Origin of the sequence: Jilunia laotingensis (assembly GCF_014385165.1) — a bacterium.
Classification (GTDB): Bacteria; Bacteroidota; Bacteroidia; order Bacteroidales; family Bacteroidaceae; genus Bacteroides; species Bacteroides laotingensis.
Window position 1 is genome coordinate 2,278,520 of record NZ_JACRTF010000001.1, and the last position, 25,084, is coordinate 2,303,603.

Consider the following 25,084-nt stretch of genomic DNA (forward strand, 5'->3'; position numbering starts at 1 on the left):
GTTAAGTCGTGAAAGGAGGGCCAAAATCCAGCGCTTTGTCCTTGTTCTTGGACTTTTATCATATGCATTAGCCGAGATGTCAGTTAAATAGCCAATACTTTTTTTATTCTATATGGCCGTTTATTTCTTGTGTCTAGGGGCTAAAAGAGTAATTCTGTTATTTCAATAGATATATGAGTAATAAATAAAAAGGCACCCGTTTGGGGAGCAATCTTTCAAGTTAACCTATAGATGGTTATATACAATACGCCAATCAACTATTCATCCTGATTTAGTCCCCGTTCTTTATCCTTCCTTTTTTGTTTTTTTTCGTTGAACAGCGTGTGTCGTCTTGCCTTGTTCCCGTGTTGTGGCGTTCCCGTTCCGGCCTTCTCTCCTTCCCGCTGTTCCGGTGGCTTCCGCCTCCTTCCCCTCCCTTTCCCGCGGTCGGAAACTCCCGTGGCCCGGCGTGCGTCGCCCCTTTTTTATGGGGCTGGTTCTTGTGTCTTTCCCCTGTTTTTTTTATGTTGTCGTGCCTTTCCCCCTTCTTTCTTCCTTTCCCTTCCTTTTTTTCTCGGTCCTCCTCCGTCGCGGTTCCCGCGCGTCCTCTTGGGGCCCCCCCCTTATGATATAATCCCCCCTTGTAATATAATAATGTGTCCCCCTTTCCTTTCGCTTTCTTCCCCCTTCCTTTCATCGCCCTGTTTCCCAGCCCCTTGCGAAAAAGTTTTTCATTTTGTGTAAAAAAGTTCCCTTTATGTTTTGGAGTTGTCCTCCCTTTCCCTATCTTTGCACCCGCTTTCGAGAGGTAAAGCGTTCGTTTCTTGACATCCTTGCAGTGGGCGGCCCCCGGTTTTTTCCTTCTTTCTTTTTCCTCCCTTTCGCAGAGAGAGGCGGTTGGGGAAGGGGAAAGCAAAAAAACCTTAAAGGATTTGGTGGTTTCGAACAAAACCCCTACCTTTGCATCCGCTTTCTGAAACGAGGCCTCCGGGCCGTCAGGAGACAGTTAGTTCTTTGAAATATTGATAAACAATACAAGTAGTACATCCCGGCCCCCGCCCTTTTGGGCGGTGGGCCGGGTCCAAGATAAAGAACCGTCATTTCCGGCCCGGGCCGTTTTTTTTCGGCCCGGTTCCGGTGGTTTTCTTGATAAATCGCGGCATCCATGACAGAGCAAGAACGGCCCGGGGCTTATGCCCCGGGTCTCGACAATACTTTTACAATGAAGAGTTTGATCCTGGCTCAGGATGAACGCTAGCTACAGGCTTAACACATGCAAGTCGAGGGGCAGCATTTCCCAGCAATGGGAAGATGGCGACCGGCGCACGGGTGAGTAACACGTATCCAACCTGCCGGCGGCCCGGGGATAGCCTTTCGAAAGAAAGATTAATACCCGATGGCGCCCGGGGGCCGCATGGCCCCCGGGCTAAAGAATTTCGGCCGCCGATGGGGATGCGTTCCATTAGGTTGTTGGCGGGGTCACGGCCCACCAAGCCTTCGATGGATAGGGGTTCTGAGAGGAAGGTCCCCCACATTGGAACTGAGACACGGTCCAAACTCCTACGGGAGGCAGCAGTGAGGAATATTGGTCAATGGGCGGGAGCCTGAACCAGCCAAGTAGCGTGGAGGACGAAGGCTCTATGGGTCGTAAACTCCTTTTTTGCGGGAATAAAGTTCGCCACGTGTGGCGTTTTGCATGTACCGCACGAATAAGGATCGGCTAACTCCGTGCCAGCAGCCGCGGTAATACGGAGGATCCGAGCGTTATCCGGATTTATTGGGTTTAAAGGGAGCGTAGGTGGGCTCGTAAGTCAGTTGTGAAAGTTCGCGGCTCAACCGCGGAATTGCAGTTGATACTGCGGGCCTTGAGTGCAGCAGAGGTGGGCGGAATTCGTGGTGTAGCGGTGAAATGCTTAGATATCACGAGGAACTCCGATTGCGAAGGCAGCTCGCTGGACTGTTACTGACACTGATGCTCGAAAGTGTGGGTATCAAACAGGATTAGATACCCTGGTAGTCCACACAGTAAACGATGAATACTCGCTGTTTGCGATACACTGCAAGCGGCCAAGCGAAAGCGTTAAGTATTCCACCTGGGGAGTACGCCGGCAACGGTGAAACTCAAAGGAATTGACGGGGGCCCGCACAAGCGGAGGAACATGTGGTTTAATTCGATGATACGCGAGGAACCTTACCCGGGCTTGAATTGCAGACGAGCGTCCCGGAAACGGGACGGCCGCAAGGCGTCTGCGAAGGTGCTGCATGGTTGTCGTCAGCTCGTGCCGTGAGGTGTCGGCTTAAGTGCCATAACGAGCGCAACCCTCATCCCCAGTTACTAACGGGTCACGCCGAGGACTCTGGGGGGACTGCCGTCGTAAGATGCGAGGAAGGTGGGGATGACGTCAAATCAGCACGGCCCTTACGTCCGGGGCCACACACGTGTTACAATGGGGGGTACAGCAGGTCGCTACCCGGTGACGGGATGCCAATCTCCAAAGCCCCTCTCAGTTCGGATCGAAGTCTGCAACCCGACTTCGTGAAGCTGGATTCGCTAGTAATCGCGCATCAGCCACGGCGCGGTGAATACGTTCCCGGGCCTTGTACACACCGCCCGTCAAGCCATGGGAGCCGGGGGTACCTGAAGTGCGTAACCGCGAGGAGCGCCCTAGGGTAAAACTGGTGACTGGGGCTAAGTCGTAACAAGGTAGCCGTACCGGAAGGTGCGGCTGGAACACCTCCTTTCTGGAGCGGTGCCGCGTTTTATCTCTTTCCGGTTCTTTACCTGTCCTGCTTGTACTTGTTTATTTATAGATATGATCGACCGCCCGTGTTCTTTGCGGGCATAGATGAACAAGAGAAAACAGAAGCCGGGTCTACGCAGACCGGGTTGAACTAGTCCTATAGCTCAGTTGGTTAGAGCGCTACACTGATAATGTAGAGGTCGGCAGTTCAACTCTGCCTGGGACTACTTCCAGAAGGCCGACGCCCTTCCCCTCGGGTCCTCTCCGGCCCCGTCCGGAACCCCGCCCGGCCGTCTTCTGAGAAGGGGGATTAGCTCAGCTGGCTAGAGCATCTGCCTTGCACGCAGAGGGTCAACGGTTCGAATCCGTTATTCTCCACATTCCCTGAGGGGACACGATCTTTGACATGATGTACAAAAGTAAACGAAAAGCGAAAAGCTGAAAGTATTAGCCGTCCGGGGTGGCGCTGACGTGTGCGAACGCGTCCTCGCTCCCGCGGCGGCGGACAGAAGTAATAAAGGGCGCATGGCGGATGCCTTGGCTCTCGGAGGCGACGAAGGACGTGATAAGCTGCGATAAGCCGCGGGTAGGTGCAAATGACCCCTGATCCGCGGATTTCCGAATGGGACAACCCAGTATCCTGAAGGGATACTATCCATCCTGCGATGGAGGCTAACGCGGGGAACTGAAACATCTTAGTACCCGCAGGAAAAGAAAATAAACAATGATTCCCCTAGTAGTGGCGAGCGAACGGGGAAGAGCCCAAACCATGCATGTCACGGCATGCATGGGGTTGTAGGACCACGTTGTGGGACGAAAGTTGGCGAGTGGAACTCTCTGGAAAGTGAGATCATAGACGGTGATAATCCGGTACACGACCCCAACTGAACCCTAGTGGCATCCTGAGTAGCGCGGGACACGAGGAATCCTGCGTGAATCTGCCGGGACCATCCGGCAAGGCTAAATACTCCCGAGAGACCGATAGCGAACCAGTACTGTGAAGGAAAGGTGAAAAGCACTTCGAACAGAAGAGTGAAATAGTCCCTGAAACCATGCGCCTACAAGCGGTCGGAGCGGCCTTTGGCCGTGACGGCGTGCCTTTTGCATAATGAACCTACGAGTTACTTTTTCCGGCAAGGTTAAGCGTCTCGAGACGCGCAGCCGAAGCGAAAGCGAGTCTGAACAGGGCGTCAAGTCGGAAGGAGTAGACGCGAAACCAAGTGATCTACCCTTGGCCAGGTTGAAGGTTAGGTAACACTAACTGGAGGACCGAACCGATAAGCGTTGAAAAGCTTCCGGATGAGCTGAGGGTGGGGGTGAAAGGCTAATCAAACTTGGAGATAGCTCGTACTCCCCGAAATGCATTTAGGTGCAGCCTCGGGGGTTACTAATGTGAGGTAGAGCGACTGATAAGATGCGAGGGCTTCACCGCCTATCAAGTCTTGATAAACTCCGAATGCGCATTAGTTTTACCCCGGGAGTGAGGGCATGGGTGCTAAGGTCCGTGTCCTAAAGGAGAAGAATCCAGACCACCGGCTAAGGTCCCCAAATAAACGCTAAGTTGAACTAACGAAGTCAGATTGCTAAGACAGCTAGGATGTTGGCTTGGAAGCAGCCATTCATTTAAAGAGTGCGTAACAGCTCACTAGTCGAGGAGTTTGGCGTGGATAATAATCGGGCATCAAGCGTTTTACCGAAGCCGTGGGATACGCAAGTATCGGTAGGGGAGCATTCCACTCGGCGTCGAAGGCTTGGCGCGAGCCATGCTGGAGCGTGTGGAAAAGCAAATGTAGGTATAAGTAACGATAAAGGGGGTGGGAAACCCCCTCGCCGAAAGACTAAGGTTTCCTGATCAACGCTAATCGGATCAGGGTCAGTCGGGTCCTAAGGCTCAGCCGAAGGGTGAGGCCGATGGCAGAACAGGTTAATATTCCTGTACTACCTTGAAGAGTGACGTGGAGACGGAGGAGTGACAGCGCCGCCAGCTGACGGAATAGCTGGTTGAAGGGTGTAGATGCCGATGATCCCAGGCAAATCCGGGGTCTGAGTCGAACCTGATAGTATGGAGCGTCCTTACGGACAATCCAATAGTGCGCGTAAGCATACTCCCAAGAAAATCCGCTAAACTTAATCTTCGAGGTACCCGTACCGCAAACGGACACACGTAGTCGGGTTGAATATACTGAGGCGCTTGAGTGAATCACGGTTAAGGAACTAGGCAAATTGACCCTGTAACTTCGGGATAAAGGGTCCCCGCCGTCGAGGCGGGGCGCAGAGAATAGGTCCAGGCAACTGTTTAACAAAAACACAGGGCTGTGCAAAATCGAAAGATCACGTATACAGCCTGACACCTGCCCGGTGCTGGAAGGTTAAGAGGAGATGTCACCGCAAGGGAAGCATTGAATTGAAGCCCCAGTAAACGGCGGCCGTAACTATAACGGTCCTAAGGTAGCGAAATTCCTTGTCGGGTAAGTTCCGACCTGCACGAATGGTGTAATGATCTGGACGCTGTCTCAACCGTGAGCTCAGTGAAATTGTAGTATCGGTGAAGATGCCGATTACCCGCGATGGGACGAAAAGACCCCGTGAACCTTTACTATAGCTTAACATTGAATTTGGGTAATTGATGTGTAGGATAGGCCGGAGACATTGAAGCGGGTACGCCAGTATCCGCGGAGTCGCTGTTGAAATACGGCCCTTCGGTTATTTGAGTTCTAACTCGCGCTGCGAGGACACTGTTTGGCGGGTAGTTTGACTGGGGTGGTCGCCTCCAAAAGTGTAACGGAGGCTTCTAAAGGTGCCCTCAGGACGATTGGTAACCGTCCGCAGAGTGTAATGGCATAAGGGCGCTCGACTGGGAGACTCACAAGTCGATCAGGTAGGAAACTAGAGCATAGTGATCCGGTGTTTCCGCATGGAAGGGACATCGCTCAAAGGATAAAAGGTACTCCGGGGATAACAGGCTGATCCCTCCCAAGAGCTCATATCGACGGAGGGGTTTGGCACCTCGATGTCGGCTCGTCACATCCTGGGGCTGGAGAAGGTCCCAAGGGTTGGGCTGTTCGCCCATTAAAGTGGCACGCGAGCTGGGTTCAGAACGTCGTGAGACAGTTCGGTCTCTATCTATCGTGGGCGCATGAAATTTGCGTGGCTCTGACACTAGTACGAGAGGACCGTGTTGGACCGACCTCTGGTCTGCCAGTTGTGCCGCCAGGTGCATCGCTGGGTATCTAAGTCGGGACTGGATAAGTGCTGAAAGCATCTAAGTACGAAGCCAGCCACAAGATTAGATTTCTTAGGGTCGTCATAGACGATGACGTCGATAGGGGGCAGGTGTACAGGTAGCAATACCACAGCCGAGCCCTACTAATTGCCCGTCCACTTCCGTCCGCCCGGCGCTTTCCGCCCCGCCCTGCGGGTTCGCCCTTCGTTTGCTTTTCCGTCATGTCCGCCTCATTCAGGTGGCTACAGCGCCGGGGTTCCACCTCTTCCCATCCCGAACAGAGAAGTTAAGCCCGGCCACGCCGATGGTACTGCGTAACAGTGGGAGAGTAGGTAGCCGCCGTCTTGCCGCCCCCCCGCGCCCCTGAAGGGACGCGGGGGGGCTTTTCTTTTTGCCGCGGGCCGCCGTCGCCCCCCCCGCGGGAGGCCGGAGACGCCCGGAAGGCGCGACGGAATGAACTCATGCTATCATTCAATGCTCGTTCACATAATCGAAAGCAGCATGAGGCTGCCAATATGCTATTTTTACTTTTCCTGTTTCATCTTATCTGTCATTCCCGGACAGAAATTTTTGGCTTGGACATGTTTTACTTATATTTTTCATGGATGGTGGTCCTTATATTAATGAAAGGATGATGTAGTCCATTGCCTCGCACCAATGGGTACCGGGGCTTACTGCCACACTTGTGGTATTGTGGTATGGGAAATTTGCTAATCACTATATCCTTGTGTCGGCCCCCCACATCATCTTGGAACGTAAAGTGTCAAAGAACACATGATGAGGACGTTTGACAACTTTGATGGAATAGGGCGCTTTGCGAATAGTCAGGCGAGTGGTATCTTTACATGACTCACTACTTCCATCGATAGCTATAAGAAAATTGTGACTACGACTTTCAACATCAAGTGTCAATTCCCAATCATCGGGAATCACAATCGGACGAACATTGAGACTATGTGGGGCTACCGGAGTAAGGGCAATCGTATTGGAATGAGGGACGATGATCGGTCCCCCAACGCTTAACGAATAGGCTGTAGAACCTGTTGGAGTAGCAATAATTAATCCGTCAGCCTGATATGTAGTTAGAAAAGCACCGTTAATGGCAGTTCTTATACTGATCATGGATGAACTATCCCGCTTTAATATGGCTATTTCGTTAAGGGCAAACGGGGAACTTTGTAAATGCTTGTCTTCACAGATAAGTTGTAGAACGCTACGCTCTTCAATCGAATAATGTTTGGCATATATCTCGTTGAAGGTCTCTTCCATTTCTGCTGGGGAGATATCTGCCAGAAATCCCAAACGTCCGGTGTTTATACCAAGAATCGGAATGTTTTTATTACCTACTCTGCTGGCTGCTTTCAAGAAAGTGCCGTCTCCTCCAATGCTGATCACCATATCTGCTGAAAAGTCATTTCCGTCGAACAATCCTGCCGGATAAAGCTTTAGTTTCAAATCTGAGATTAGGAAGTTATAAAACTCCCTACATATATATATTTCTGCTCCATGTTCCTCCAGAATGTGGAACAGGGTTTCTGCATGAGATGATTTCTTGGCTTGAAATGTATTTCCAAAAATAGCAAATTTCATATTTAACTTCATTGGTCAGGATGCAAATTTGGCATTTTTTTTCGGGATTGCTGTTATGGTGTTACTAATATTTGTATTTTTGCAGCAAACAATTCATGTAATGATGACTAGATTAAGTGTGAACATAAATAAAGTGGCTACTTTAAGAAATGCACGTGGCGGAGATGTTCCGAATGTGGTAAAAGTAGCACTTGACTGTGAGAGTTTTGGTGCTGATGGCATTACGGTTCATCCGCGACCGGACGAACGGCATATCCGTAAATCAGATGTATATGATTTGCGTCCGTTGCTTAGGACTGAATTTAATATAGAAGGCTATCCCTCTCCCGAATTCATAGATCTCGTGTTGAAGGTTAAACCTCATCAGGTAACTTTGGTGCCCGACTCTCCAACGCAGCTTACTTCTAATTCAGGTTGGGATACGAAGGTTAATCAGGAGTTTCTTACAGAAGTGTTGGATGAATTTAATACAGCGGGGATTCGTACTTCCGTATTCGTGTCGGCTGATGCCGAAATGATCGAGTATGCAGCGAAGGCAGGAGCCGACCGGGTTGAGCTTTATACAGAACCTTATGCTTCAAATTTCCCAAAAGGTCCGGAAGCCGCTATCGCCCCGTTTGTAGAAGCTGCCAAGGTGGCGCGTAAACTTGGTATCGGGCTAAATGCAGGCCATGACTTAAGTTTATTGAACTTGAATTACTTTTATAAAAACATTCCTTGGGTCGATGAAGTTTCTATCGGACATGCCTTGATAAGTGATGCACTTTATCTGGGATTGGAACGTACCATTCAGGAATATAAAAATTGTCTTCGCTGATGAATACATTGTTATTATTAGCCCAAGGGGCTGCAAATATGGCCGATTCACTGGCTACAGCCAATCCGGTACTTACCCCTGTAGGTACACCGGCAGAGATGAATATGCTCGATATGGCAATTAAGGGCGGCTGGATCATGATTGTACTTGCCGTGTTGTCTGTCGGATGTTTTTATATCTTGTTTGAAAGAATGTACGTCCTGCGGAAAGTCAACAAGGAGGATCCTATGTTTATGGATAAGATTAAAGATTATATCCATAGTGGTGAGATAAAGGCAGCTATCAATTATTGCCGTACCGTCGATACACCGTCTGCCCGAATGATTGAGAAAGGCATCAGCCGCTTGGGGCGTCCGGTAAATGATGTACAGGCCGCTATAGAAAATGTAGGAAATATAGAGGTAGCCAAGTTGGAGAAAGGTCTACCCGTAATGGCGACTATCGCAGGTGGGGCACCTATGCTGGGTTTTCTTGGGACAGTGACAGGCATGGTGCGTGCCTTTTACAATATGGCTAATGCTGGAAGTGGCAATATTGATATAACCTTGTTGTCCGGTGGTATCTATGAAGCAATGATTACTACGGTGGGTGGTCTTATCGTAGGTATTATTGCTATGTTCGCTTACAATTACCTGGTTATGCTGGTAGATCGGGTTGTTAACAAGATGGAGTCGAAAACGATGGCTTTCATGGATTTACTCAATGAACCGGCACAGAAATAACTATCCAGATGTCATTAAAACGAAGAGCTAAAATATCGCCTAGTTTCAGTATGGCGTCCATGACGGATGTCATATTCCTGTTGCTGATCTTTTTTATGATTACTTCTACGGTCGTGTCGCCTAATGCGATTAAGGTTTTACTCCCACAGGGAAAACAGCAGACTTCTGCGAAGCCTTTGACTAGGGTAATTATTGATAAAGACTTGAATTTCTACGCAGCTTTTGGAAATGAAAAGGAACATTCCCTGACGTTGGAAGAGTTGACTCCTTTTCTGCAAAGTTGTGCTGACAAAGAGCCTGAAATGTTTGTGGCACTATATGCAGATGAAACAGTACCCTACCGTGAGATTGTGAAAGTACTAAATATTGCGAACGAGAATCATTTTAAAATGGTGCTGGCTACCCGCCCGCCTGAAACGAATAATTAGATAATGGACAGAAAGAAAAAGGGTGAATATGTAGGTATGCTGGGTGCTGTGTTGGTGCATGTGGCCTTCATTGCTCTTTTGATTCTGGTGAGTTTCACTGTGCCCGATAGTCAGGAAGAGGGAGGTGTCCCCGTGATGATGGGAGATGTGGATCTTGCAAAAGGAAATTATGATCCTTCTACGATGGTAGATGTCGATGTGCTTCCACCGGAGGAAGTTCTCGAAGCTGAACCACAGGAAACAGTGGAGGAAGAGATGATCACTCAGACGGAAGAGGAGACCGTAACAATAAAACCGAAGGCCGAACCAAAGAAAGAAAAACCGAAAGAGGTGAAGAAACCTGAGAAGACCGCTGCCGAGAAAGCTGCGGAGGCGAAACGGCTGGCTGAAGCAAAAGCAGAACAAGAACGGAAAGCAGCCGCTGAAGCTGCTGCCAAACGTGTTTCTGGCGCTTTTGGAAAAGGTGCCCAAATGGGAGGAAGTAAAGGTACGGCAGAAAGTGGAACCGGAGTGGAAGGTAGTAAAAACGGTAATTCCTCGACAGGTGCCACGACTGGTACGGGAGGTTATGGAACATTTGACCTCGGAGGGCGTTCTATAGGTGAAGGCGGTCTGCCCCGGCCTATATATAATGTACAAGAGGAAGGTCGTGTGGTCGTATCAATCACGGTGAACCCAGCAGGACATGTAATTGCCACCAGTATTAACCGCCAGACCAATACGGTGAATGCCGCACTACGAAAGGCTGCTGAAGACGCTGCGAAGAAAGCTCGTTTCAACGCTGTAGACGGCATTAATAACCAAACCGGTACGATTACATACTATTTTAATTTGAGATAAAGATATAAATCAATATATAAGATTATGGGAACAGTATATGCTTTTTTTGCAGACGGATTTGAAGAAATTGAAGCCTTCACAGCCATTGACACGTTGAGACGTGCGGGATTGAATGTGGAAATAGTGTCTGTGACACCGGATGAGATTGTAGTTGGCGCACACGATGTTTCAGTGCTTTGCGACGTGAACTTTGTGAATTGCGATTTCCAGGATGCCGAGCTGTTGCTTTTACCAGGGGGGATGCCCGGTGCCGCTACACTCGATAAGCACGAAGGATTGCGTAAATTGATCCTGAAGTTTGCAGAAAACAATAAACCGATTGCTGCTATTTGTGCTGCTCCGATGGTATTGGGAAAACTAGGTTTGCTGAAGGGACGTCGCGTTACGTGTTATCCCAGCTTTGAACAATATCTGGAAGGTGCTGAATGTACAAATGAGTCGGTTGTGACGGATGGTAATATCATTACGGCAATGGGGCCGGGTGCGGCTATGGACTTTGCTTTGGCGATAGTAGAAAAGCTTGTCGGTAAAGACAAAGTCGATGAACTGGTAGAGGCAATGTGTGTAAAACGTTGATAATATGACTCGTACCGCTTTGATTGTGGCTGGTGGAAAGGGGTTGCGTATGGGGAGTGATCTCCCCAAACAATTTCTTCCTATCGGGGGTAAGCCCGTATTGATGCATACTATCGAAGCATTTCACCGTTTTGACAAAGAGATAAGAATTGTTCTTGTATTGCCAAGGGAACAACAGCCATACTGGAAAGAACTTTGCGTTAAACACCAGTTTGCAATAGACCATATTATTGCCAATGGCGGTGAAACACGCTTTCATTCCGTGAAAAACGGACTTCATTATGCGGAACCGGGGTTGGTAGGCATTCATGACGGTGTGCGTCCATTTGTTTCGCAAGAAGTAATCGGACGCTGTTATGAGATGGCATTGGCAAAAAGAGCGGTTATTCCAGTGATCAATGTGGTTGAAACGGTGCGGCATTTGACGGAAACGGGCAGCGAGACCGTGAATCGTGACGATTATAAGCTGGTACAAACTCCGCAAGTGTTTGACACTGCTCTTCTAAAAGAGGCATATGCGCAGGAGTACACTCCATCTTTTACAGACGACGCGTCTGTAGTAGAAGCCATGGGGATACCCGTATACCTCACTGAGGGCAATCGTGAAAACATAAAAATAACCACTCCTTTCGACTTGAAAATAAGCAGTGCTTTGATAGAATGTTCGATCTGACTACTCGTGACATAAAATATATATCAGGCGTAGGCCCGCAAAAAGCTACCGTACTCAACAAGGAGTTGAGCATTTTCTCCGTACACGATCTTATCTATTATTTTCCTTATAAATATGTCGATCGTAGCCGTATTTATTATATCCATGAGATAGACGGAAACATGCCCTATATACAGTTGAAGGGGCAAATTTTGGGCTTTGAAACCATTGGTGAAGGTCGTCAACGGAGATTGATCGCCCATTTCTCCGATGGTACCGGAGTGGTCGATTTGGTGTGGTTCCAAGGAATCAAGTTCATTATCGGCAAATATAAAGTTCATGAGGAATACATAGTATTTGGCAAGCCCACCGTGTTCGGTGGTAGAATTAATCTTGCCCATCCCGACATAGACAAAACTTCGGAACTGAAACTGACAGCGGCAGGGCTGCAACCTTATTATATCACAACTGAGAAGATGAAGCGCAGCTTCCTCAACTCGCATGCCATTGCCAAGATGATGGTTTCCGTGCTTCAACAGATACAAGAACCCTTGCCGGAAACATTATCCCCAAAAATCTTGTCCGACCATCACCTCATGCCGCTTACCGACGCCCTGCGAAATATTCATTTTCCTGTCAACCCGGAGCATCAAAGAAAGGCGGAGTACCGTCTGAAATTTGAAGAACTGTTTTATGTGCAGTTAAACATCCTACGATATGCCAAGGACAGGCAACGGAAATACAGGGGTTATGTATTCGAGACGGTAGGCGAGATATTCAATACTTTTTATTCCCGCAATCTTCCCTTTGAATTGACCGGTGCGCAAAAACGAGTATTGAAGGAGATTCGCCAGGATGTCGGTTCAGGCCGTCAAATGAATCGTTTGCTGCAAGGAGATGTGGGAAGTGGAAAGACGTTGGTGGCATTGATGAGCATGTTGCTCGCCTTGGACAATGGATATCAGGCTTGTATGATGGCACCTACGGAAATTCTTGCAAACCAGCATTATGAGACGATCAAGGAATTACTTTACGGGATGAATGTCCGGGTAGAACTGCTTACGGGTTCTGTAAAAGGCAAAAAGAGAGAAGCGATACTTGCCGCCTTGCTGACCGGTGATGTGCATATCCTGATCGGCACTCATGCCGTCATTGAAGATACGGTTCATTTTTCTTCCCTCGGCTTTGTCGTAATTGACGAACAGCATCGTTTCGGAGTGGCCCAGCGGGCACGGTTATGGAGCAAAAATGTTCAGCCGCCTCATGTGCTGGTTATGACAGCTACGCCTATTCCACGTACATTGGCGATGACTTTATATGGAGACCTGGATGTCTCTGTGATAGACGAACTTCCTCCCGGACGCAAACCGATTGCAACCTTTCATCAGTTCGATAATCGGCGTGAAAGCCTTTATCAATCGGTTCATAAACAGATTGCCGAAGGAAGGCAAGTCTATATTGTTTATCCGCTTATCAAGGAGAGTGAGAAGAGTGATATGAAGAATCTGGAAGAGGGATTCCTGCATATCTGTGAGGAATTTCCGGACTGCCGCGTCTGTAAAGTGCATGGCAAGATGAAGCCTGCCGAAAAGGACGAGCAGATGCAGCTTTTCGTCTCGGGTGAAGCCCAGATTATGGTAGCTACCACCGTGATAGAAGTGGGGGTGAATGTGCCGAACGCCTCGGTGATGATCATAGAGAATGCGGAACGTTTCGGACTGTCGCAACTGCACCAACTTCGCGGTCGTGTGGGACGTGGTGCCGATCAATCCTATTGCATTCTGGTAACGAACTATAAACTGACGGAAGAAACCCGGAAAAGGCTTGAAATCATGGTACGTACCAATGATGGCTTTGAGATAGCCGAAGCCGACCTGAAATTGCGCGGACCGGGGGATTTGGAAGGTACCCAGCAGAGCGGTGTTGCTTTTGACTTGAAGATAGCCGATATTGCCCGTGACGGACAATTGCTGCAATACGTACGTGGTATTGCTGAAAGCATCGTGGAAACTGATCCTGAATCGCGCAACCCGGAGAATGATATTCTTTGGCAACAACTGAGGGCACTCCGTAAGACGAACGTTAATTGGGCTTCGATAAGCTGAAAAACGGTTAAACACGCGTCTAATTGATAGAATATGTTGCAAAACATGTTTTTGCCTTAGTCCCCCTGTTTATAGTACTTTAGAGTGGGTGTTGCGGACGGAACTTCCTCGACTGTACAAAAAAATAGTTAAGGAATTATCCGGCTTTTCCATAGAAATAGCTATCTTTGAAAGAATTTTGTAAGAAATGTATCGTTTAACACTTTGAAAGCTGGCATGTCATGATTGAGAAAACACTGGTCATTCTAAAACCTGGTACCCTTCAACGGGCATTGGTAGGTGAAGTTCTTCATCGTTTCGAGCGTAAGGGATTACGTCTGGCCGGTATGAAGATGATTAAACTGACAGATGAAGTTTTAAGCGAGCATTATTCCCACCTGAGTGCGAAACCGTTCTTTCAGCGAGTGAAAGATTCAATGATGACAGCTCCTGTCATTGTTTGTTGTTTTGAAGGTGTGGACGCAATTCAAACAGTTCGCACGTTGGCTGGCCCGACGAACGGACGTCTGGCAGCACCGGGTACCATCCGTGGTGATTATAGCATGAGTTTCCAAGAGAACATCGTTCATGCTTCCGATTCACCGGAAACCGCTGCGGTCGAGTTAACCAGATTCTTTAAACCAGAAGAAATATTCGACTACAAGCAGGCTACATTCGATTACCTGTACGCGAATGACGAATATTAAACGAATGAACGAAACGAATGAATTTCAATTGTATTAAAACAGTTTTAATCGCCGCGACGGCAATGATCAGCTTGAATTCTTTCTCTCAGGACTTGATCGCCCGCCAGGCTCCCATTGACAAAAAATTAAAATCAGTAGACTCCTTGGCTTTGCAAAAGCAGATTCGTGCTGAGCAATCCGAATATCCGGCATTGAGCCTATACCCGAACTGGAATAACCAGTATGCACATTCTTATGGCAAGGATGTTATTATCCCCGAAACTTATACGATCGATTTGACCGGGTTTTGTATGCCTACACCCAGCACACGTATCACCTCTCCTTTCGGTCCACGTTGGAGACGGATGCATAACGGGCTTGACTTGAAAGTGAACATCGGTGATACCATCGTTGCTGCTTTTGATGGAAAGGTGCGTATCGTGAAATATGAACGTCGTGGATATGGCAAGTACATCGTGATTCGTCATGATAACGGCTTGGAAACCATTTACGGTCATTTGTCAAAACAAATAGTAGAAGAGAATCAATTAGTAAAGGCCGGTGAGCCGATTGGCTTAGGCGGTAATACAGGACGTTCAACAGGATCACATCTGCATTTTGAAACACGTTTTCTCGGGATAGCTATCAATCCCATTTATATGTTCGACTTTCCCAATCAGGACATCGTAGCAGATACTTATACGTTCAAGAAAGCAAAAAGTTACCAGCGCGGCAAGACCGGTGGATCACATGATAACCAGTTGGCTAGTGACGGAACGATCAGATATCATAAGGTAAAGAGTGGCGATACATTGTCTCGTATTGCTAAGTTACGTGGGGTGTCTGTCAGTACTTTGTGCAAGTTAAACCGTATAACGACCAAGACAACTCTCCGTATCGGACAGGTGTTACGTTGCTCTTAAAAGAATAAGTACAAATCTTTTATATATTCTAAGGGGGATGGCAGCAAAGTCATCCCCTTGTTTGCTTTTACTTTTGGCGCGTTCTCTTTTTTTATTCACCGTTGCTGTAACTTCAAACAATTCCTAATTTCACTACCTCCTTTTTCGTTTTTCTTTATTTATTTGTACCTTTGCGTCCTATTTGTAAGGATATGAAAGATACCAGGCAACAATTTGAACATGTCATAGCCTTATGCCGTGACTTATTTTCCAAGAAGCTGCACGATTACGGTGCTGCATGGCGTATTTTGCGTCCGGCTTCAGTTACTGACCAGATTTTTATCAAGGCCAACCGCATCCGTTGTATCGAGACCAAAGGGGTGGCATTGATCGATGAAGGTATTCGTTCGGAGTTCATTGCCATTGTCAATTACGGTATTATCGGGTTGATCCAGTTGGAATTGGGATATGCCGAATCGGCAGATATCAGCAATGAAGAGGCGATGGTGCTTTATGACAAGTATGCGAAAACCGCCTTTGAATTGATGCTTGCCAAGAATCATGATTATGACGAGGCGTGGCGCAGTATGCGTGTCAGTTCGTATACCGATCTGATCTTGATGAAGATTTATCGCACCAAACAGATAGAGAGTCTTGCAGGCGATACGTTGGTGTCCGAAGGTATTGACGCGAACTACATGGACATGATCAATTATTCCGTGTTTGGGTTAATAAAGATAGAATTTGAAGGTTGAGAATTTAAATATTATCCTGAAGGTTTGGACAAACGTCTGCCGTTTTCTGCTGGCGTTCGCGTTCATCTTCTCCGGTTTTGTAAAAGCTGTCGATCCATTGGGGTCGCAATACAAGATACAAGACTATCTCGAAGCCTTTGGAATGACCTCTTGGCTACCATCCTTTTTCCCTATATTGGCAGCCATCCTTTTGTCAGCGCTTGAGTTTTCGGTTGGGGTATGTATGTTTTTCGGGATACGGAAAACGGTGACTACCACGCTGGCTCTTTTGATCATGGTCTTCATGACACCGTTGACACTTTATCTGGCATTGGAGAATCCCGTTTCCGATTGTGGCTGTTTTGGTGATGCTTGGGTGTTGACCAACTGGGAGACTTTCGGGAAGAATATCGTGTTACTCATTGCCGCCATATCTACCTTCCGATGGAAAAAACTGATTTTACGTTTTATAACGGCAAAGACGGAATGGCTTGTGTCTTTGTATACCATTTTGTTCGTATTCTCTCTCTCTTTCTATTGCTTGGCACATCTGCCGATTTTGGATTTTCGCCCCTATAAGATAGGAAAGAGCATTCCGGAAGGAATGGCGATGCCGGAGGGTGCAAAGCCAAGCGTCTATGAAACGACTTTTGTCTTAGAAAAAGACGGAGTGAGGAAGGAGTTTACACTTGAGAATTATCCGGACAGTACTTGGACGTTTGTCGATACCCGTACCGTGCTGAAGGAAAAAGGTTACGAACCTCCTATTCACGATTTCTCATTGGTGGAGCAGGCTACGGACGAAGATATTACAGACGATGTGCTGACCGACATGAACTATACCTTCCTGTTGGTGGCGCACAGGATAGAAAATGCCGACGATAGCAATATCGATCTGATAAATGAGATCTATGACTATTCGGTGGAGAACGGATATCGCTTTTATTGCCTGACCTCCTCTCCGGATGAAGAGATAGAGATATGGCGTGACAAGACCGGTGCGGAATATCCGTTTTGCATGGTAGATGATATCACGTTGAAAACGATGGTTCGTTCTAATCCGGGACTGATGCTGATAAGGAACGGAGTCATCCTGAATAAGTGGAATGATGCCGACCTGCCCGATGAGTATGAGTTGTCGGGAAAGCTGGAAAGTCTGGCCTTGGGCAAACAGAAGCAGGTAAGTGACGGAAGGACAATCGGTTATGTATTCCTTTGGTTCGCTGTTCCGTTGTTGTTGGTGCTGGGACTGGACGTTTTGGTGATAAAACGTCGGGAGAAGAAAAGCGAAGCACTCAGAAGGAGAAACGCTCGCCTTATTCGCGAAAGTGCATTAAATCAGGAGGAGTCTAAGGATGATAATCCTGTCTGAGCCCGATTTTGATATATAATTGATCATTAACCCTTTTAATAATTAGACAAAATGAGAAAGAACATTGTTGCAGGAAACTGGAAGATGAACAAAACCCTCCAAGAGGGCGTTGCTTTGGCAAAAGAACTGAATGAAGCATTGGTTGCTGACAAACCTAATTGCGATGTAGTGATCTGTACGCCATTCATCCACTTGGCTTCTGTCACTCCTATCGTTGACGCTGCTGTGATTGGCGTAGGTGCAGAAAACTGTGCCGACAAGGAATCAGGAGCTTACACAGGAGAAGTGTCAGCCGCTATGGTTGCTTCGACCGGTGCAAAATACGTTATTTTGGGCCACTCGGAACGCCGCGCTTATTATGGTGAGACAGTCGAGATCCTGAAAGAGAAAGTGAAATTGGCTTTAGCTAACGGTCTGACTCCTATCTTCTGCATTGGCGAAGTGTTGGAAGAGCGTGAGGCCAACAAGCAGAATGAAGTGGTTGCCGCACAGCTGGCTTCCGTATTCGATCTGTCTGCCGAAGATTTTGCAAAGATTATTTTGGCTTACGAACCAGTTTGGGCTATCGGAACTGGCAAGACTGCCACTCCTGACCAGGCTCAGGAAATCCATGCGTTCATCCGTTCTTGCGTTGCCGGAAAATATGGTAAAGAGATCGCTGACAATACTTCTATCCTTTATGGTGGAAGCTGCAAGCCTTCTAACGCAAAAGAACTGTTTGCCAACCCGGACGTTGACGGTGGTTTGATCGGTGGCGCTGCTTTGAAGGTTGCCGATTTCAAGGGAATTATCGATGCGTTTAAATAAAATAAGAATGAAGAGGGAAGAATTAAGAATTCTTCCCTTTTAACCTTCCACTTGCCATGCGTATTATTTTACTTTTGTTGCTATCTGTTTTTGCTGTCAACATGCAGTCTCAGAACATTGTGAAGAGTCTGGAACGTTATGTTCCGGGACAGGGAAAGGTGACTATTCACCAGGATCCTCGTATTGAAGCTTTGTTAGGAACCGAACATAAGGTTGGCGGTGATCAGACTGTGCTGAAATCGTCAGGATATCGTGTACAGGTATATGCCGGAAACAATTCCCGTGCTGCCCGTAGCGAAGCCACTCATGTAGCTTCGAAAGTGAATGAATATTTTCCGGATTTGAAGACCTATACGTTTTTCACATCCCCCCGTTGGTTGTGCCGTGTCGGTGATTTCCGCAGTATCGAAGAAGCGGATGCCATGATGCGCAAGTTGAGAGCCACCGGCATTTTCAGGGAAGTGTCCATTGTCAAAGATCAAATAAATATTCCTTTATAAACTCACTATGTTAGGAAAAGAAGAAATAGTCTCTCCAAATCTGGAGGAATTGAAAAGCCATTATCACAGTATTATTACCTTATTGGGCGAGGATGCCGAAAGAGAAGGTTTGTTGAAGACTCCGGAAAGGGTGGCAAAAGCGATGCTGAGTCTGACCAAAGGTTATCATATGGACCCGCATGAAGTGCTTCGTTCGGCCAAGTTCAAGGAAGAATATAGCCAGATGGTGATTGTCAAGGACATTGATTTCTTTTCTCTTTGTGAACATCACATGCTTCCGTTTTACGGAAAGGCGCATGTAGCTTACATTCCCAATGGTTATATCACCGGTTTGAGCAAGATTGCCCGCGTGGTCGATATCTTCTCTCATCGTCTGCAAGTACAAGAACGAATGACTTTGCAAATCAAGGAATGTATTCAAGAAACGCTGAACCCGCTGGGGGTCATGGTCGTAGTAGAAGCTAAACATATGTGTATGCAGATGCGGGGTGTGGAGAAGCAAAATTCCATTACGACTACTTCCGACTTTACAGGTGCTTTCAATCAGGCAAAAACTCGGGAAGAGTTTATGGATTTGATTAATCGATGAAGTAAGAGGGAAAAGTTTAGAATCAAGAGGGAAGAAAGAAGTATTGAGAGTTGATAAGAGAGAATGAAGAGGGGAAATTTGAGATGCAGTTACTCCTGTCAGTCTCTTTTGAAAGTCTCTTTTGGCAAATCCTCTGAATCTTCGTCGTTTGTGAATTCTGTCAATGGGGCGGAGTTTTATACTTCATTGATCGAATGATAAAAAGATAATCGCTCAAAAATAGAAGAAGATTGTCAAATAATATTCCAGTTCTTTAGTTAGGCACATGACTTGTAAAATTGCTGTTTTGGATAAGTCTTTTCTGAAATGCAGGATATAAATGCTTGATTATCAAAATATTTTGGTCGCTTTTCTTCCTCGGTGATGAACACCCTGTTCCTCGGTGATGAACGATCTCTTCATCGGTGAGCAACAGTCCCTTCATCGGTGAGCAGCAAAGTGTTCCTCGGTGCCGGGTATTTACTATGGCTTCTGCTACTTATTAGTGTAAACTATTTTCACTCAATTCCTCCTTCTTTACTCTTCCTTCGTCTCTTTTTCTTATCTTAACACCACCCTGTCTCCCAGCCGCTTTGCCATCAGTTTTTCGATCTCTTTCATATCCTTATGGCGTTGCATCAGGGCAGCGCATTTCTCGTCATCCTCCGCAATGGCTGGGTCTTGCAGGGCATACATGATATGCTTCAGCTCCGCGGCAACGATGGCGTTCTTGAAATTAATCATCAAAATGGGGACTAATTCGAAGAGGCGTTCTTCATCGGTGATGATCTTCTGCGTTTTGGAATGGAACTTGCTTAGTTGATACCTGTCGCTTGCAAGTTCGGTAGCTACTGCGCTGATTGCCGGATCGGGATGAGCGATAAAATATCGTTCGGTGACAAAGCCGGAATCGTGAATGTGCGATGCTGCCTCTGAAAGGATGCGGCGGTGAACTGGATTGTGCAGAGCAAGGTCATCCTCCTTTAAGTCGTTGATGACATATTCGATGACACTGATGGGAACCTCTTTTCCTTCCTCGTCTTCCACATTGCACATGATTTTCTCTCCGTAGCGCACCACTGCCTGGATAATCAACCGTTCGTATTTGTAGAATTCCTGTCCCTCTTTGCCTTCCTGCGGGATGTATGACTGGTACGTATCGAGGTTTTCTCCCTCTTCAGGCGGGAAGGGTGGGGGAACGGCATTTCCCGCCAGGTCACTTCCCGGAACCTCTGCCGTTGCATCGGGTGTATTATTATAGGTCGGCTTATTTGCCTTTTCAGCTAAGGCTTCCCGGCGTTTGGCCACCTCGGAAACCAGCAATTTATCTTCCACATGGAGCAATTGCCCGCATTCCTTAATGTAAACATCGCGTACGATGGCTTCAGGGATCACTGAAATGCTTTGTACGAGGCTGTTGATCAGTTCCGCCCGTTTGATGGGGTCCTTACCGGCATCTTCCAGCAGAAGGCTGGTTTTGAACCGGAGGAAATCCGTCTCATGTTCCTGGATAAATTGTTGGAACTCCGTTGCATTATGTTTCCGGGCGAATGAGTCGGGATCGTCTCCGTCCGGTAAAAGGCAAACTTTGATATTCATTCCCTCCTCCAACAACATGTCTATTCCCCGGATGGAAGCCTTGATGCCCGCCATGTCTCCGTCATAGAGTACTGTGATGTTGTTCGTAAAACGGTGGATCAGCCTGATTTGTCCCGGAGTGAGTGCCGTTCCCGAAGAGGCGACCACATTTTCCACCCCTGACTGGTGCATGGATATCACATCCGTATAACCTTCTACCAGGAAGCACCGGTCCTGCTTCACCATCGCTTGTTTGGCGAAATAAATGCCGTATAACTCGTTACTTTTATGGTAGATTTCCGATTCGGGCGAATTGACGTACTTCACCTTGACCCCTTTGGTCTGGCTACTGAGTACGCGGCCACCGAACGCCACGACTTTTCCCGAAAGGGTATGTACGGGGAAGATGACACGCCCCCAGAAACGGTCGCGCAGGCGGTGGTCATCCGTTTCATAACAAAGTCCGGTTTTGACGAGGTACTCCTTTTTGTATCCCTTGCGGAGCGCCTCTTGTGAGAGGGCATCATGGCTTTCCGTGCAATATCCCAATTGGAACTTCTCGATGATGTCGTCCCGGAAACCGCGTTGGCGCAGGTAAGCCATGCCGATGCTGCGTCCGTCCACATGATTGTGGAGGATGTTCTGGAAATAATCGCGGGCGAAGTTGTTGACGATGAACATGCTTTCACGTTCGCTCTGCACCATCTTTTCTTCGCTGGTCAGTTCCCGTTCCTTGATTTCGATGTTGTATTTCTTCGCCAGGAATTTCAGGGCTTCGGGATACGTCATCTGCTCATGCTCCATGATGAAATGCACGGCATTTCCTCCTTTTCCGCAGGCGAAACATTTGCATAGCCCTTTGGCGGGCGAGACGTAGAACGAAGGAGTTTTGTCGCTATGGAAAGGGCACAGTCCGACATAGTTCACCCCGCGCTTTTTCAGCGTGACGAATTCCGATACGACATCTACAATCTGTGCGGCATCGATAATGCGGTCTATGGTGGGCTGGTCTATCATGAAACGTTCCTTTGTTTAGCCATGCAAAGGTACTGGATATTTTCGTTAAAATCAAATCGCGAAGCCCGTTGGTTCGGTTAAATCATGCGCATTATTGTTTGTTTTGTTTATAAACTTTTCCTATCTTTGTTGTGTTACAACTTATATAATAATCAATAGAATAAATCATTATGGGTAATAGTCCGCGTTTAGTACGTTTCGACTGGGCTGCCAAGCGGTTGCTCCGTAATAAGTCGAATTTTGTCATACTGGAAGGTTTCCTCACCACGTTGCTGGGTGAGAAAATTCGTATTGAACGTATATTGGAGAGCGAGGGCAATCAGGATCGTTTTGAGGATAAGTTCAACCGGGTGGACATGTTGGCGGAAAACAGCAAGGGGGAACTGATTATTATCGAGGTGCAGAATAGTAGCGAGGTGGATTATTTTCACCGGATGCTTTACGGCACTTGCAAAGCGATTGCGGAATATATCAACCAGGGTGACCCTTATGATCAGGTGCATAAAGTGTATTCGGTTAATATAGTCTATTTCGATTTGGGACAAGGGGAAGATTATGTCTATCATGGATATACTGTGTTCCGTGGGCTTCATAACGATGATGTGCTGCAACTTTCCGTTGCCCAGCAGCAAAAGTTTATTCGTCGTGAAGCCGGTGAGCTTTTCCCTGAGTATTATGTGCTGCGCGTGAATGATTTTGACAGACATGCTGTAACACCGCTTGACGAATGGATTCTTTTCCTCAAGACCGGGGAGATAGACGAGCATGTCAATGCCGAAGGATTGCTTGAGGCACGAAACCGTCTTCGCATAGATGACCTGGATGAAGAGGAGCGCAAAGCTTACCTGAGACATCAGGAAAATGTGAGGTATCAGAAAAGTTTGTTGGAAACGAAATTGATCGAAGGTAAGTTGGAAGGAAAATTGGAAGGCCGTGCTGAAGGGCTTGCCGAAGGGCTTGCTGAAGGACGTGCCGAGGGAGAATTGGAAACTAAACGGACGATTGCCCGTAATATGAAAACAACTGGAGTTGACATTGCGGTAATTTCACAGTGTACTGGCTTGTCGGTTGATGAAATTGAAAAACTAACTTAAGTTATTTATAATATGGCACATGTGTGCATGCATTAATATAAGAACGGACAAGAATATGTTTATTTATTGTCCGTTCTTTTTGTTTTGCTTCACTATGAAGACATCTTTTACGATCAGACTGGCAAATTCGTCTATGATAAAGAAGAATATTGCCTTTATTTGATCTTTTCCCTTATTTTCGTCAGATACTTCTTCATCCCTTCCGCATCCTTATTATTGATGATTTCCAGCAAGTTCTTCAGCTCGGTACGTATATTCTCCACTTGTGCCGGAGTACGGGGATTAAAAAGGATTTCCTGCAAAAGGTAATCGTCTTCGCTCAGCAATCCTTTGGCAATCGCCATGTGTTTTTTAAAAGTCGTTCCCGGGGCCTCCTGATGTTTCATTACGGCGGAAAATACGAACGTAGAAACAAACGGGATCGAAAGCGAATAGGCTACCGTTTCATCATGTTCATCGAATGTGTACTCAAAAATGTTCAGGTGCAGCGTCTGATAGAGATCCTTGAAGAATATCTTTCCGAGATGGTCGCCCTCGCTGATGATGATGGCATTCTCGCTACTCAGATTGCTGAGGCTGGCAAAGGTCGGGCCGAACATCGGATGACTGGAGACATAACGGAATCCACTCTCTTCATAGAATTTTTTCAATCCGGTTTTCACGGAGGCGATATCACTGATGATGCAATCTTTCGGCAATACCGGCAATACGGTGCGAAAAGCATCCAGCGTATATTTAACGGTTGCCGCATTGATAACCAGTTCGGGTTCGAAATCTTTGATCTCATCCAACGTAGTGAAACGGTAAGTGTTGTATACAAAACGCAACTGGTGCGGATTGACATCAAAAACAGCCGTCTCATGCTGAAAACTTAGTATATCTGTAAAGAAGGAGCCCATTTTACCGGCTCCGAGAATTAATATCCGCATGGAGAATTAATAATTAAAAATTAATAATGAAAAACGAGGAGAAGGGGGATAATGGGTAATTAAAAATTAATAATTATTAATTATCTCCATCTGTTGGCGTACCGATTCCTCGTGTATCGCTTCAAATATTTTGACCAGGAATTCGCTGTCCATGCCGCATTGTTCGGCTTGGTTGCCACGTTTCTCCAGAATCTCGTTGTAGCGTCCGGCTTGAAGGACGGTGATACCATGTTCCTTTTTGTAGGTTCCGATTTCACGTGCCACGCGCATACGTTTCGCCAATTCCTGAATGATGTTATCGTCACATTCGTCGATCTGCTTCCGCAGCAGACTCAGGTTCTCCGTACTCTGCGTTTCTTTACGGATGACGAGCAGGTTCAGAATGTAATCCAGCACGTCCGGTGTTACCTGTTGGGAAGCATCGCTCCATGCGCAGTCCGGATTGCAGTGGCTTTCTACGATCAGTCCGTCGAAATTCAAGTCCATTGCCTGTTGGCAAAGCGGGGCTATCAATTCGCGTTTCCCGCCAATGTGACTGGGGTCGCAGAAGATCGGGAGTTCCGGAAGGCGGCGGCGTAGTTCGATAGGAATGTGCCACTGGGGCAGGTTGCGGTACAACTTTTTATCGTACGAACTGAACCCCCGGTGGATGGCTCCCAGACGTTTCAAACCAGCGTTGTTGATACGTTCCAAAGCACCGATCCACAGTTCCAGGTCCGGGTTGACCGGATTCTTGATCAGTACAGGGATATCTACCCCTTTCAACGCATCGGCAATTTCCTGGACGGCAAACGGGTTGGCGGTGGTGCGGGCACCTACCCAAAGGATGTCGATGCCGGCCTTCAGGCATTCATACACGTGTTTGGCGGTAGCCACTTCGGTGGAAACGTACATGCCTGTTTCCTTCTTCACCTCTTTCAACCAGGCAAGTCCGTCCACTCCGACACCTTCGAAGCCTCCCGGTTTGGTACGGGGCTTCCAGATTCCCGCACGGAATATTTTTTGTCCTTTGGCTGCCAGTTCCTTGGCAGTGGTCATTACCTGTTCTTCTGTTTCTGCACTACAGGGGCCTGCGATGACAATGGGTCGCTTGGCTTCAATGCCCGGTAGTAAAATAGATTCGAGTTCCATATATTTTAGCTCTATTACTGTTGTTTATACTTCGTTTTCAAGGTATGAATACCTTGCTTGTTGGTTATCTGTAACCAGCGTGTCGGGTATTAATGGTTATCGCGTTGGATATTA

General features: G+C 47.3%; 20 protein-coding genes, 2 tRNA genes and 3 rRNA genes. 20 read left to right on the forward strand and 5 right to left on the reverse strand.

The genetic code is table 11. The features are described 5' to 3' along the window. Nucleotides 1-271: 271 nt before the first annotated feature. Nucleotides 272-928 carry a hypothetical protein gene (locus tag H8744_RS08600; protein WP_262434442.1) on the reverse strand — a complete coding sequence of 219 codons (657 nt, stop codon included), beginning with the start codon at nt 926-928 and terminating at the stop codon, nt 272-274. A 270-nt stretch (nt 929-1,198) separates the two neighbouring features. Between H8744_RS08600 and H8744_RS08605 the strand changes: the two genes are divergently transcribed. From H8744_RS08605 to rrf, 5 genes are all read left to right on the forward strand, one after another. Next, nucleotides 1,199-2,721, forward strand: a 16S ribosomal RNA gene (locus H8744_RS08605). Between the two features lie 152 nt (nt 2,722-2,873). Then, nucleotides 2,874-2,947 (forward strand) — tRNA-Ile (locus H8744_RS08610). Between the two features lie 77 nt (nt 2,948-3,024). Continuing rightward, a tRNA-Ala gene (locus H8744_RS08615) sits at nt 3,025-3,098 on the forward strand. 127 nt (nt 3,099-3,225) lie between these two features. Next, nucleotides 3,226-6,110, forward strand: a 23S ribosomal RNA gene (locus H8744_RS08620). Nucleotides 6,111-6,177: 67 nt separating this feature from the next. Beyond that, nucleotides 6,178-6,288: ribosomal RNA gene (rrf, locus tag H8744_RS08625) — 5S ribosomal RNA — on the forward strand. Together the 16S, 23S and 5S rRNA genes with 2 tRNA genes alongside form the textbook arrangement of a ribosomal RNA operon. 372 nt (nt 6,289-6,660) lie before the next feature. On the opposite strand, the gene H8744_RS08630 is transcribed toward rrf, so the two are convergent. Continuing rightward, nucleotides 6,661-7,533, reverse strand: coding sequence for an NAD kinase (locus H8744_RS08630; RefSeq protein ID WP_262434443.1), 873 nt, complete (start codon nt 7,531-7,533; stop codon nt 6,661-6,663). Nucleotides 7,534-7,636: 103 nt separating this feature from the next. Here H8744_RS08630 and H8744_RS08635 point away from each other — a divergent pair, with 103 nt between their 5' ends. The 14 genes from H8744_RS08635 (at nt 7,637) to folE (ending at nt 19,242) form a co-directional block, all read left to right on the forward strand. Beyond that, nucleotides 7,637-8,350 carry a pyridoxine 5'-phosphate synthase gene (locus H8744_RS08635; RefSeq protein WP_305067467.1) on the forward strand — a complete coding sequence of 238 codons (714 nt, stop codon included), beginning with the start codon at nt 7,637-7,639 and terminating at the stop codon, nt 8,348-8,350. Then, nucleotides 8,350-9,072, forward strand: a complete 723-nt coding sequence (locus H8744_RS08640; RefSeq protein WP_262434445.1) for a MotA/TolQ/ExbB proton channel family protein — start codon at nt 8,350-8,352, stop codon at nt 9,070-9,072. Before H8744_RS08635 ends, H8744_RS08640 begins: the two co-directional genes overlap by 1 nt. An 8-nt stretch (nt 9,073-9,080) precedes the next feature. Next, complete coding sequence (locus H8744_RS08645) at nt 9,081-9,500, forward strand: ExbD/TolR family protein (protein ID WP_262434446.1); 420 nt, start codon at nt 9,081-9,083, stop codon at nt 9,498-9,500. 3 nt (nt 9,501-9,503) lie between these two features. Further along, nucleotides 9,504-10,340: a TonB family protein gene (locus H8744_RS08650; protein ID WP_262434447.1), complete on the forward strand. Its 837-nt coding sequence runs from the start codon at nt 9,504-9,506 to the stop codon at nt 10,338-10,340. Between the two features lie 24 nt (nt 10,341-10,364). Continuing rightward, a complete protein-coding gene (locus H8744_RS08655) occupies nt 10,365-10,916 on the forward strand; it encodes a DJ-1 family glyoxalase III (RefSeq protein ID WP_262434448.1) in 552 nt (183 codons plus the stop codon). A 4-nt stretch (nt 10,917-10,920) separates the two neighbouring features. Beyond that, nucleotides 10,921-11,589 (forward strand): 2-C-methyl-D-erythritol 4-phosphate cytidylyltransferase, encoded by a 669-nt coding sequence (locus tag H8744_RS08660; RefSeq protein ID WP_262434449.1) that lies wholly within the window; start codon nt 10,921-10,923, stop codon nt 11,587-11,589. Continuing rightward, a complete protein-coding gene (gene recG, locus H8744_RS08665) occupies nt 11,577-13,673 on the forward strand; it encodes an ATP-dependent DNA helicase RecG (RefSeq protein WP_262434450.1) in 2,097 nt (698 codons plus the stop codon). The genes H8744_RS08660 and recG overlap by 13 nt, the downstream gene beginning before the upstream one ends. 221 nt (nt 13,674-13,894) lie before the next feature. After that, on the forward strand, nt 13,895-14,359 hold the full coding sequence (gene ndk / locus H8744_RS08670) for a nucleoside-diphosphate kinase (RefSeq protein WP_262434451.1): 465 nt from the start codon (nt 13,895-13,897) through the stop codon (nt 14,357-14,359). Between the two features lie 17 nt (nt 14,360-14,376). Then, nucleotides 14,377-15,261: a M23 family metallopeptidase gene (locus H8744_RS08675; protein WP_305067358.1), complete on the forward strand. Its 885-nt coding sequence runs from the start codon at nt 14,377-14,379 to the stop codon at nt 15,259-15,261. Between the two features lie 191 nt (nt 15,262-15,452). Further along, a complete protein-coding gene (locus tag H8744_RS08680) occupies nt 15,453-15,995 on the forward strand; it encodes a DUF1599 domain-containing protein (protein ID WP_262434453.1) in 543 nt (180 codons plus the stop codon). Beyond that, nucleotides 15,985-17,346, forward strand: a complete 1,362-nt coding sequence (locus H8744_RS08685) for a BT_3928 family protein (RefSeq protein ID WP_262434454.1) — start codon at nt 15,985-15,987, stop codon at nt 17,344-17,346. Before H8744_RS08680 ends, H8744_RS08685 begins: the two co-directional genes overlap by 11 nt. A gap of 51 nt (nt 17,347-17,397) precedes the next feature. Further along, a complete protein-coding gene (tpiA, locus tag H8744_RS08690; RefSeq protein ID WP_262434455.1) occupies nt 17,398-18,153 on the forward strand; it encodes a triose-phosphate isomerase in 756 nt (251 codons plus the stop codon). Between the two features lie 56 nt (nt 18,154-18,209). Beyond that, nucleotides 18,210-18,653, forward strand: a complete 444-nt coding sequence (locus H8744_RS08695) for an SPOR domain-containing protein (protein WP_262434456.1) — start codon at nt 18,210-18,212, stop codon at nt 18,651-18,653. 7 nt (nt 18,654-18,660) lie between these two features. Continuing rightward, nucleotides 18,661-19,242 carry a GTP cyclohydrolase I FolE gene (gene folE, locus H8744_RS08700; protein WP_262434457.1) on the forward strand — a complete coding sequence of 194 codons (582 nt, stop codon included), beginning with the start codon at nt 18,661-18,663 and terminating at the stop codon, nt 19,240-19,242. 540 nt (nt 19,243-19,782) lie between these two features. Here folE and dnaG read toward each other — a convergent pair. Then, nucleotides 19,783-21,816: a DNA primase gene (gene dnaG / locus H8744_RS08705; RefSeq protein WP_262434458.1), complete on the reverse strand. Its 2,034-nt coding sequence runs from the start codon at nt 21,814-21,816 to the stop codon at nt 19,783-19,785. Between the two features lie 170 nt (nt 21,817-21,986). On the opposite strand from dnaG, the gene H8744_RS08710 reads away from it, so the two are divergent. After that, complete coding sequence (locus tag H8744_RS08710) at nt 21,987-22,910, forward strand: Rpn family recombination-promoting nuclease/putative transposase (RefSeq protein ID WP_262434459.1); 924 nt, start codon at nt 21,987-21,989, stop codon at nt 22,908-22,910. 155 nt (nt 22,911-23,065) lie between these two features. Here the strand turns inward: H8744_RS08710 and H8744_RS08715 are convergent, their stop codons facing one another. Beyond that, nucleotides 23,066-23,839 (reverse strand): prephenate dehydrogenase/arogenate dehydrogenase family protein, encoded by a 774-nt coding sequence (locus tag H8744_RS08715; RefSeq protein ID WP_262434460.1) that lies wholly within the window; start codon nt 23,837-23,839, stop codon nt 23,066-23,068. Between the two features lie 66 nt (nt 23,840-23,905). Beyond that, on the reverse strand, nt 23,906-24,970 hold the full coding sequence (locus tag H8744_RS08720; RefSeq protein WP_262434461.1) for a bifunctional 3-deoxy-7-phosphoheptulonate synthase/chorismate mutase type II: 1,065 nt from the start codon (nt 24,968-24,970) through the stop codon (nt 23,906-23,908). Nucleotides 24,971-25,084: the final 114 nt, after the last annotated feature.

What these genes read in the sequence shown, in the direction of transcription:
- H8744_RS08650 (WP_262434447.1), top strand. Translation starts at nt 9,504, where the DNA reads ATGGACAGAAAGAAAAAGGGTGAATATGTAGGTATGCTGGGTGCTGTG.
- dnaG (WP_262434458.1), bottom strand. Translation starts at nt 21,816, where the DNA reads ATGATAGACCAGCCCACCATAGACCGCATTATCGATGCCGCACAGATT.
- H8744_RS08630 (WP_262434443.1), bottom strand. Translation starts at nt 7,533, where the DNA reads ATGAAATTTGCTATTTTTGGAAATACATTTCAAGCCAAGAAATCATCT.
- H8744_RS08640 (WP_262434445.1), top strand. Translation starts at nt 8,350, where the DNA reads ATGAATACATTGTTATTATTAGCCCAAGGGGCTGCAAATATGGCCGAT.
- H8744_RS08720 (WP_262434461.1), bottom strand. Translation starts at nt 24,970, where the DNA reads ATGGAACTCGAATCTATTTTACTACCGGGCATTGAAGCCAAGCGACCC.
- H8744_RS08635 (WP_305067467.1), top strand. Translation starts at nt 7,637, where the DNA reads ATGACTAGATTAAGTGTGAACATAAATAAAGTGGCTACTTTAAGAAAT.
- H8744_RS08715 (WP_262434460.1), bottom strand. Translation starts at nt 23,839, where the DNA reads ATGCGGATATTAATTCTCGGAGCCGGTAAAATGGGCTCCTTCTTTACA.
- recG (WP_262434450.1), top strand. Translation starts at nt 11,577, where the DNA reads ATGTTCGATCTGACTACTCGTGACATAAAATATATATCAGGCGTAGGC.
- H8744_RS08680 (WP_262434453.1), top strand. Translation starts at nt 15,453, where the DNA reads ATGAAAGATACCAGGCAACAATTTGAACATGTCATAGCCTTATGCCGT.
- tpiA (WP_262434455.1), top strand. Translation starts at nt 17,398, where the DNA reads ATGAGAAAGAACATTGTTGCAGGAAACTGGAAGATGAACAAAACCCTC.
- H8744_RS08660 (WP_262434449.1), top strand. Translation starts at nt 10,921, where the DNA reads ATGACTCGTACCGCTTTGATTGTGGCTGGTGGAAAGGGGTTGCGTATG.
- H8744_RS08695 (WP_262434456.1), top strand. Translation starts at nt 18,210, where the DNA reads ATGCGTATTATTTTACTTTTGTTGCTATCTGTTTTTGCTGTCAACATG.
- folE (WP_262434457.1), top strand. Translation starts at nt 18,661, where the DNA reads ATGTTAGGAAAAGAAGAAATAGTCTCTCCAAATCTGGAGGAATTGAAA.
- H8744_RS08710 (WP_262434459.1), top strand. Translation starts at nt 21,987, where the DNA reads ATGGGTAATAGTCCGCGTTTAGTACGTTTCGACTGGGCTGCCAAGCGG.
- H8744_RS08645 (WP_262434446.1), top strand. Translation starts at nt 9,081, where the DNA reads ATGTCATTAAAACGAAGAGCTAAAATATCGCCTAGTTTCAGTATGGCG.
- ndk (WP_262434451.1), top strand. Translation starts at nt 13,895, where the DNA reads ATGATTGAGAAAACACTGGTCATTCTAAAACCTGGTACCCTTCAACGG.
- H8744_RS08655 (WP_262434448.1), top strand. Translation starts at nt 10,365, where the DNA reads ATGGGAACAGTATATGCTTTTTTTGCAGACGGATTTGAAGAAATTGAA.
- H8744_RS08675 (WP_305067358.1), top strand. Translation starts at nt 14,377, where the DNA reads ATGAATTTCAATTGTATTAAAACAGTTTTAATCGCCGCGACGGCAATG.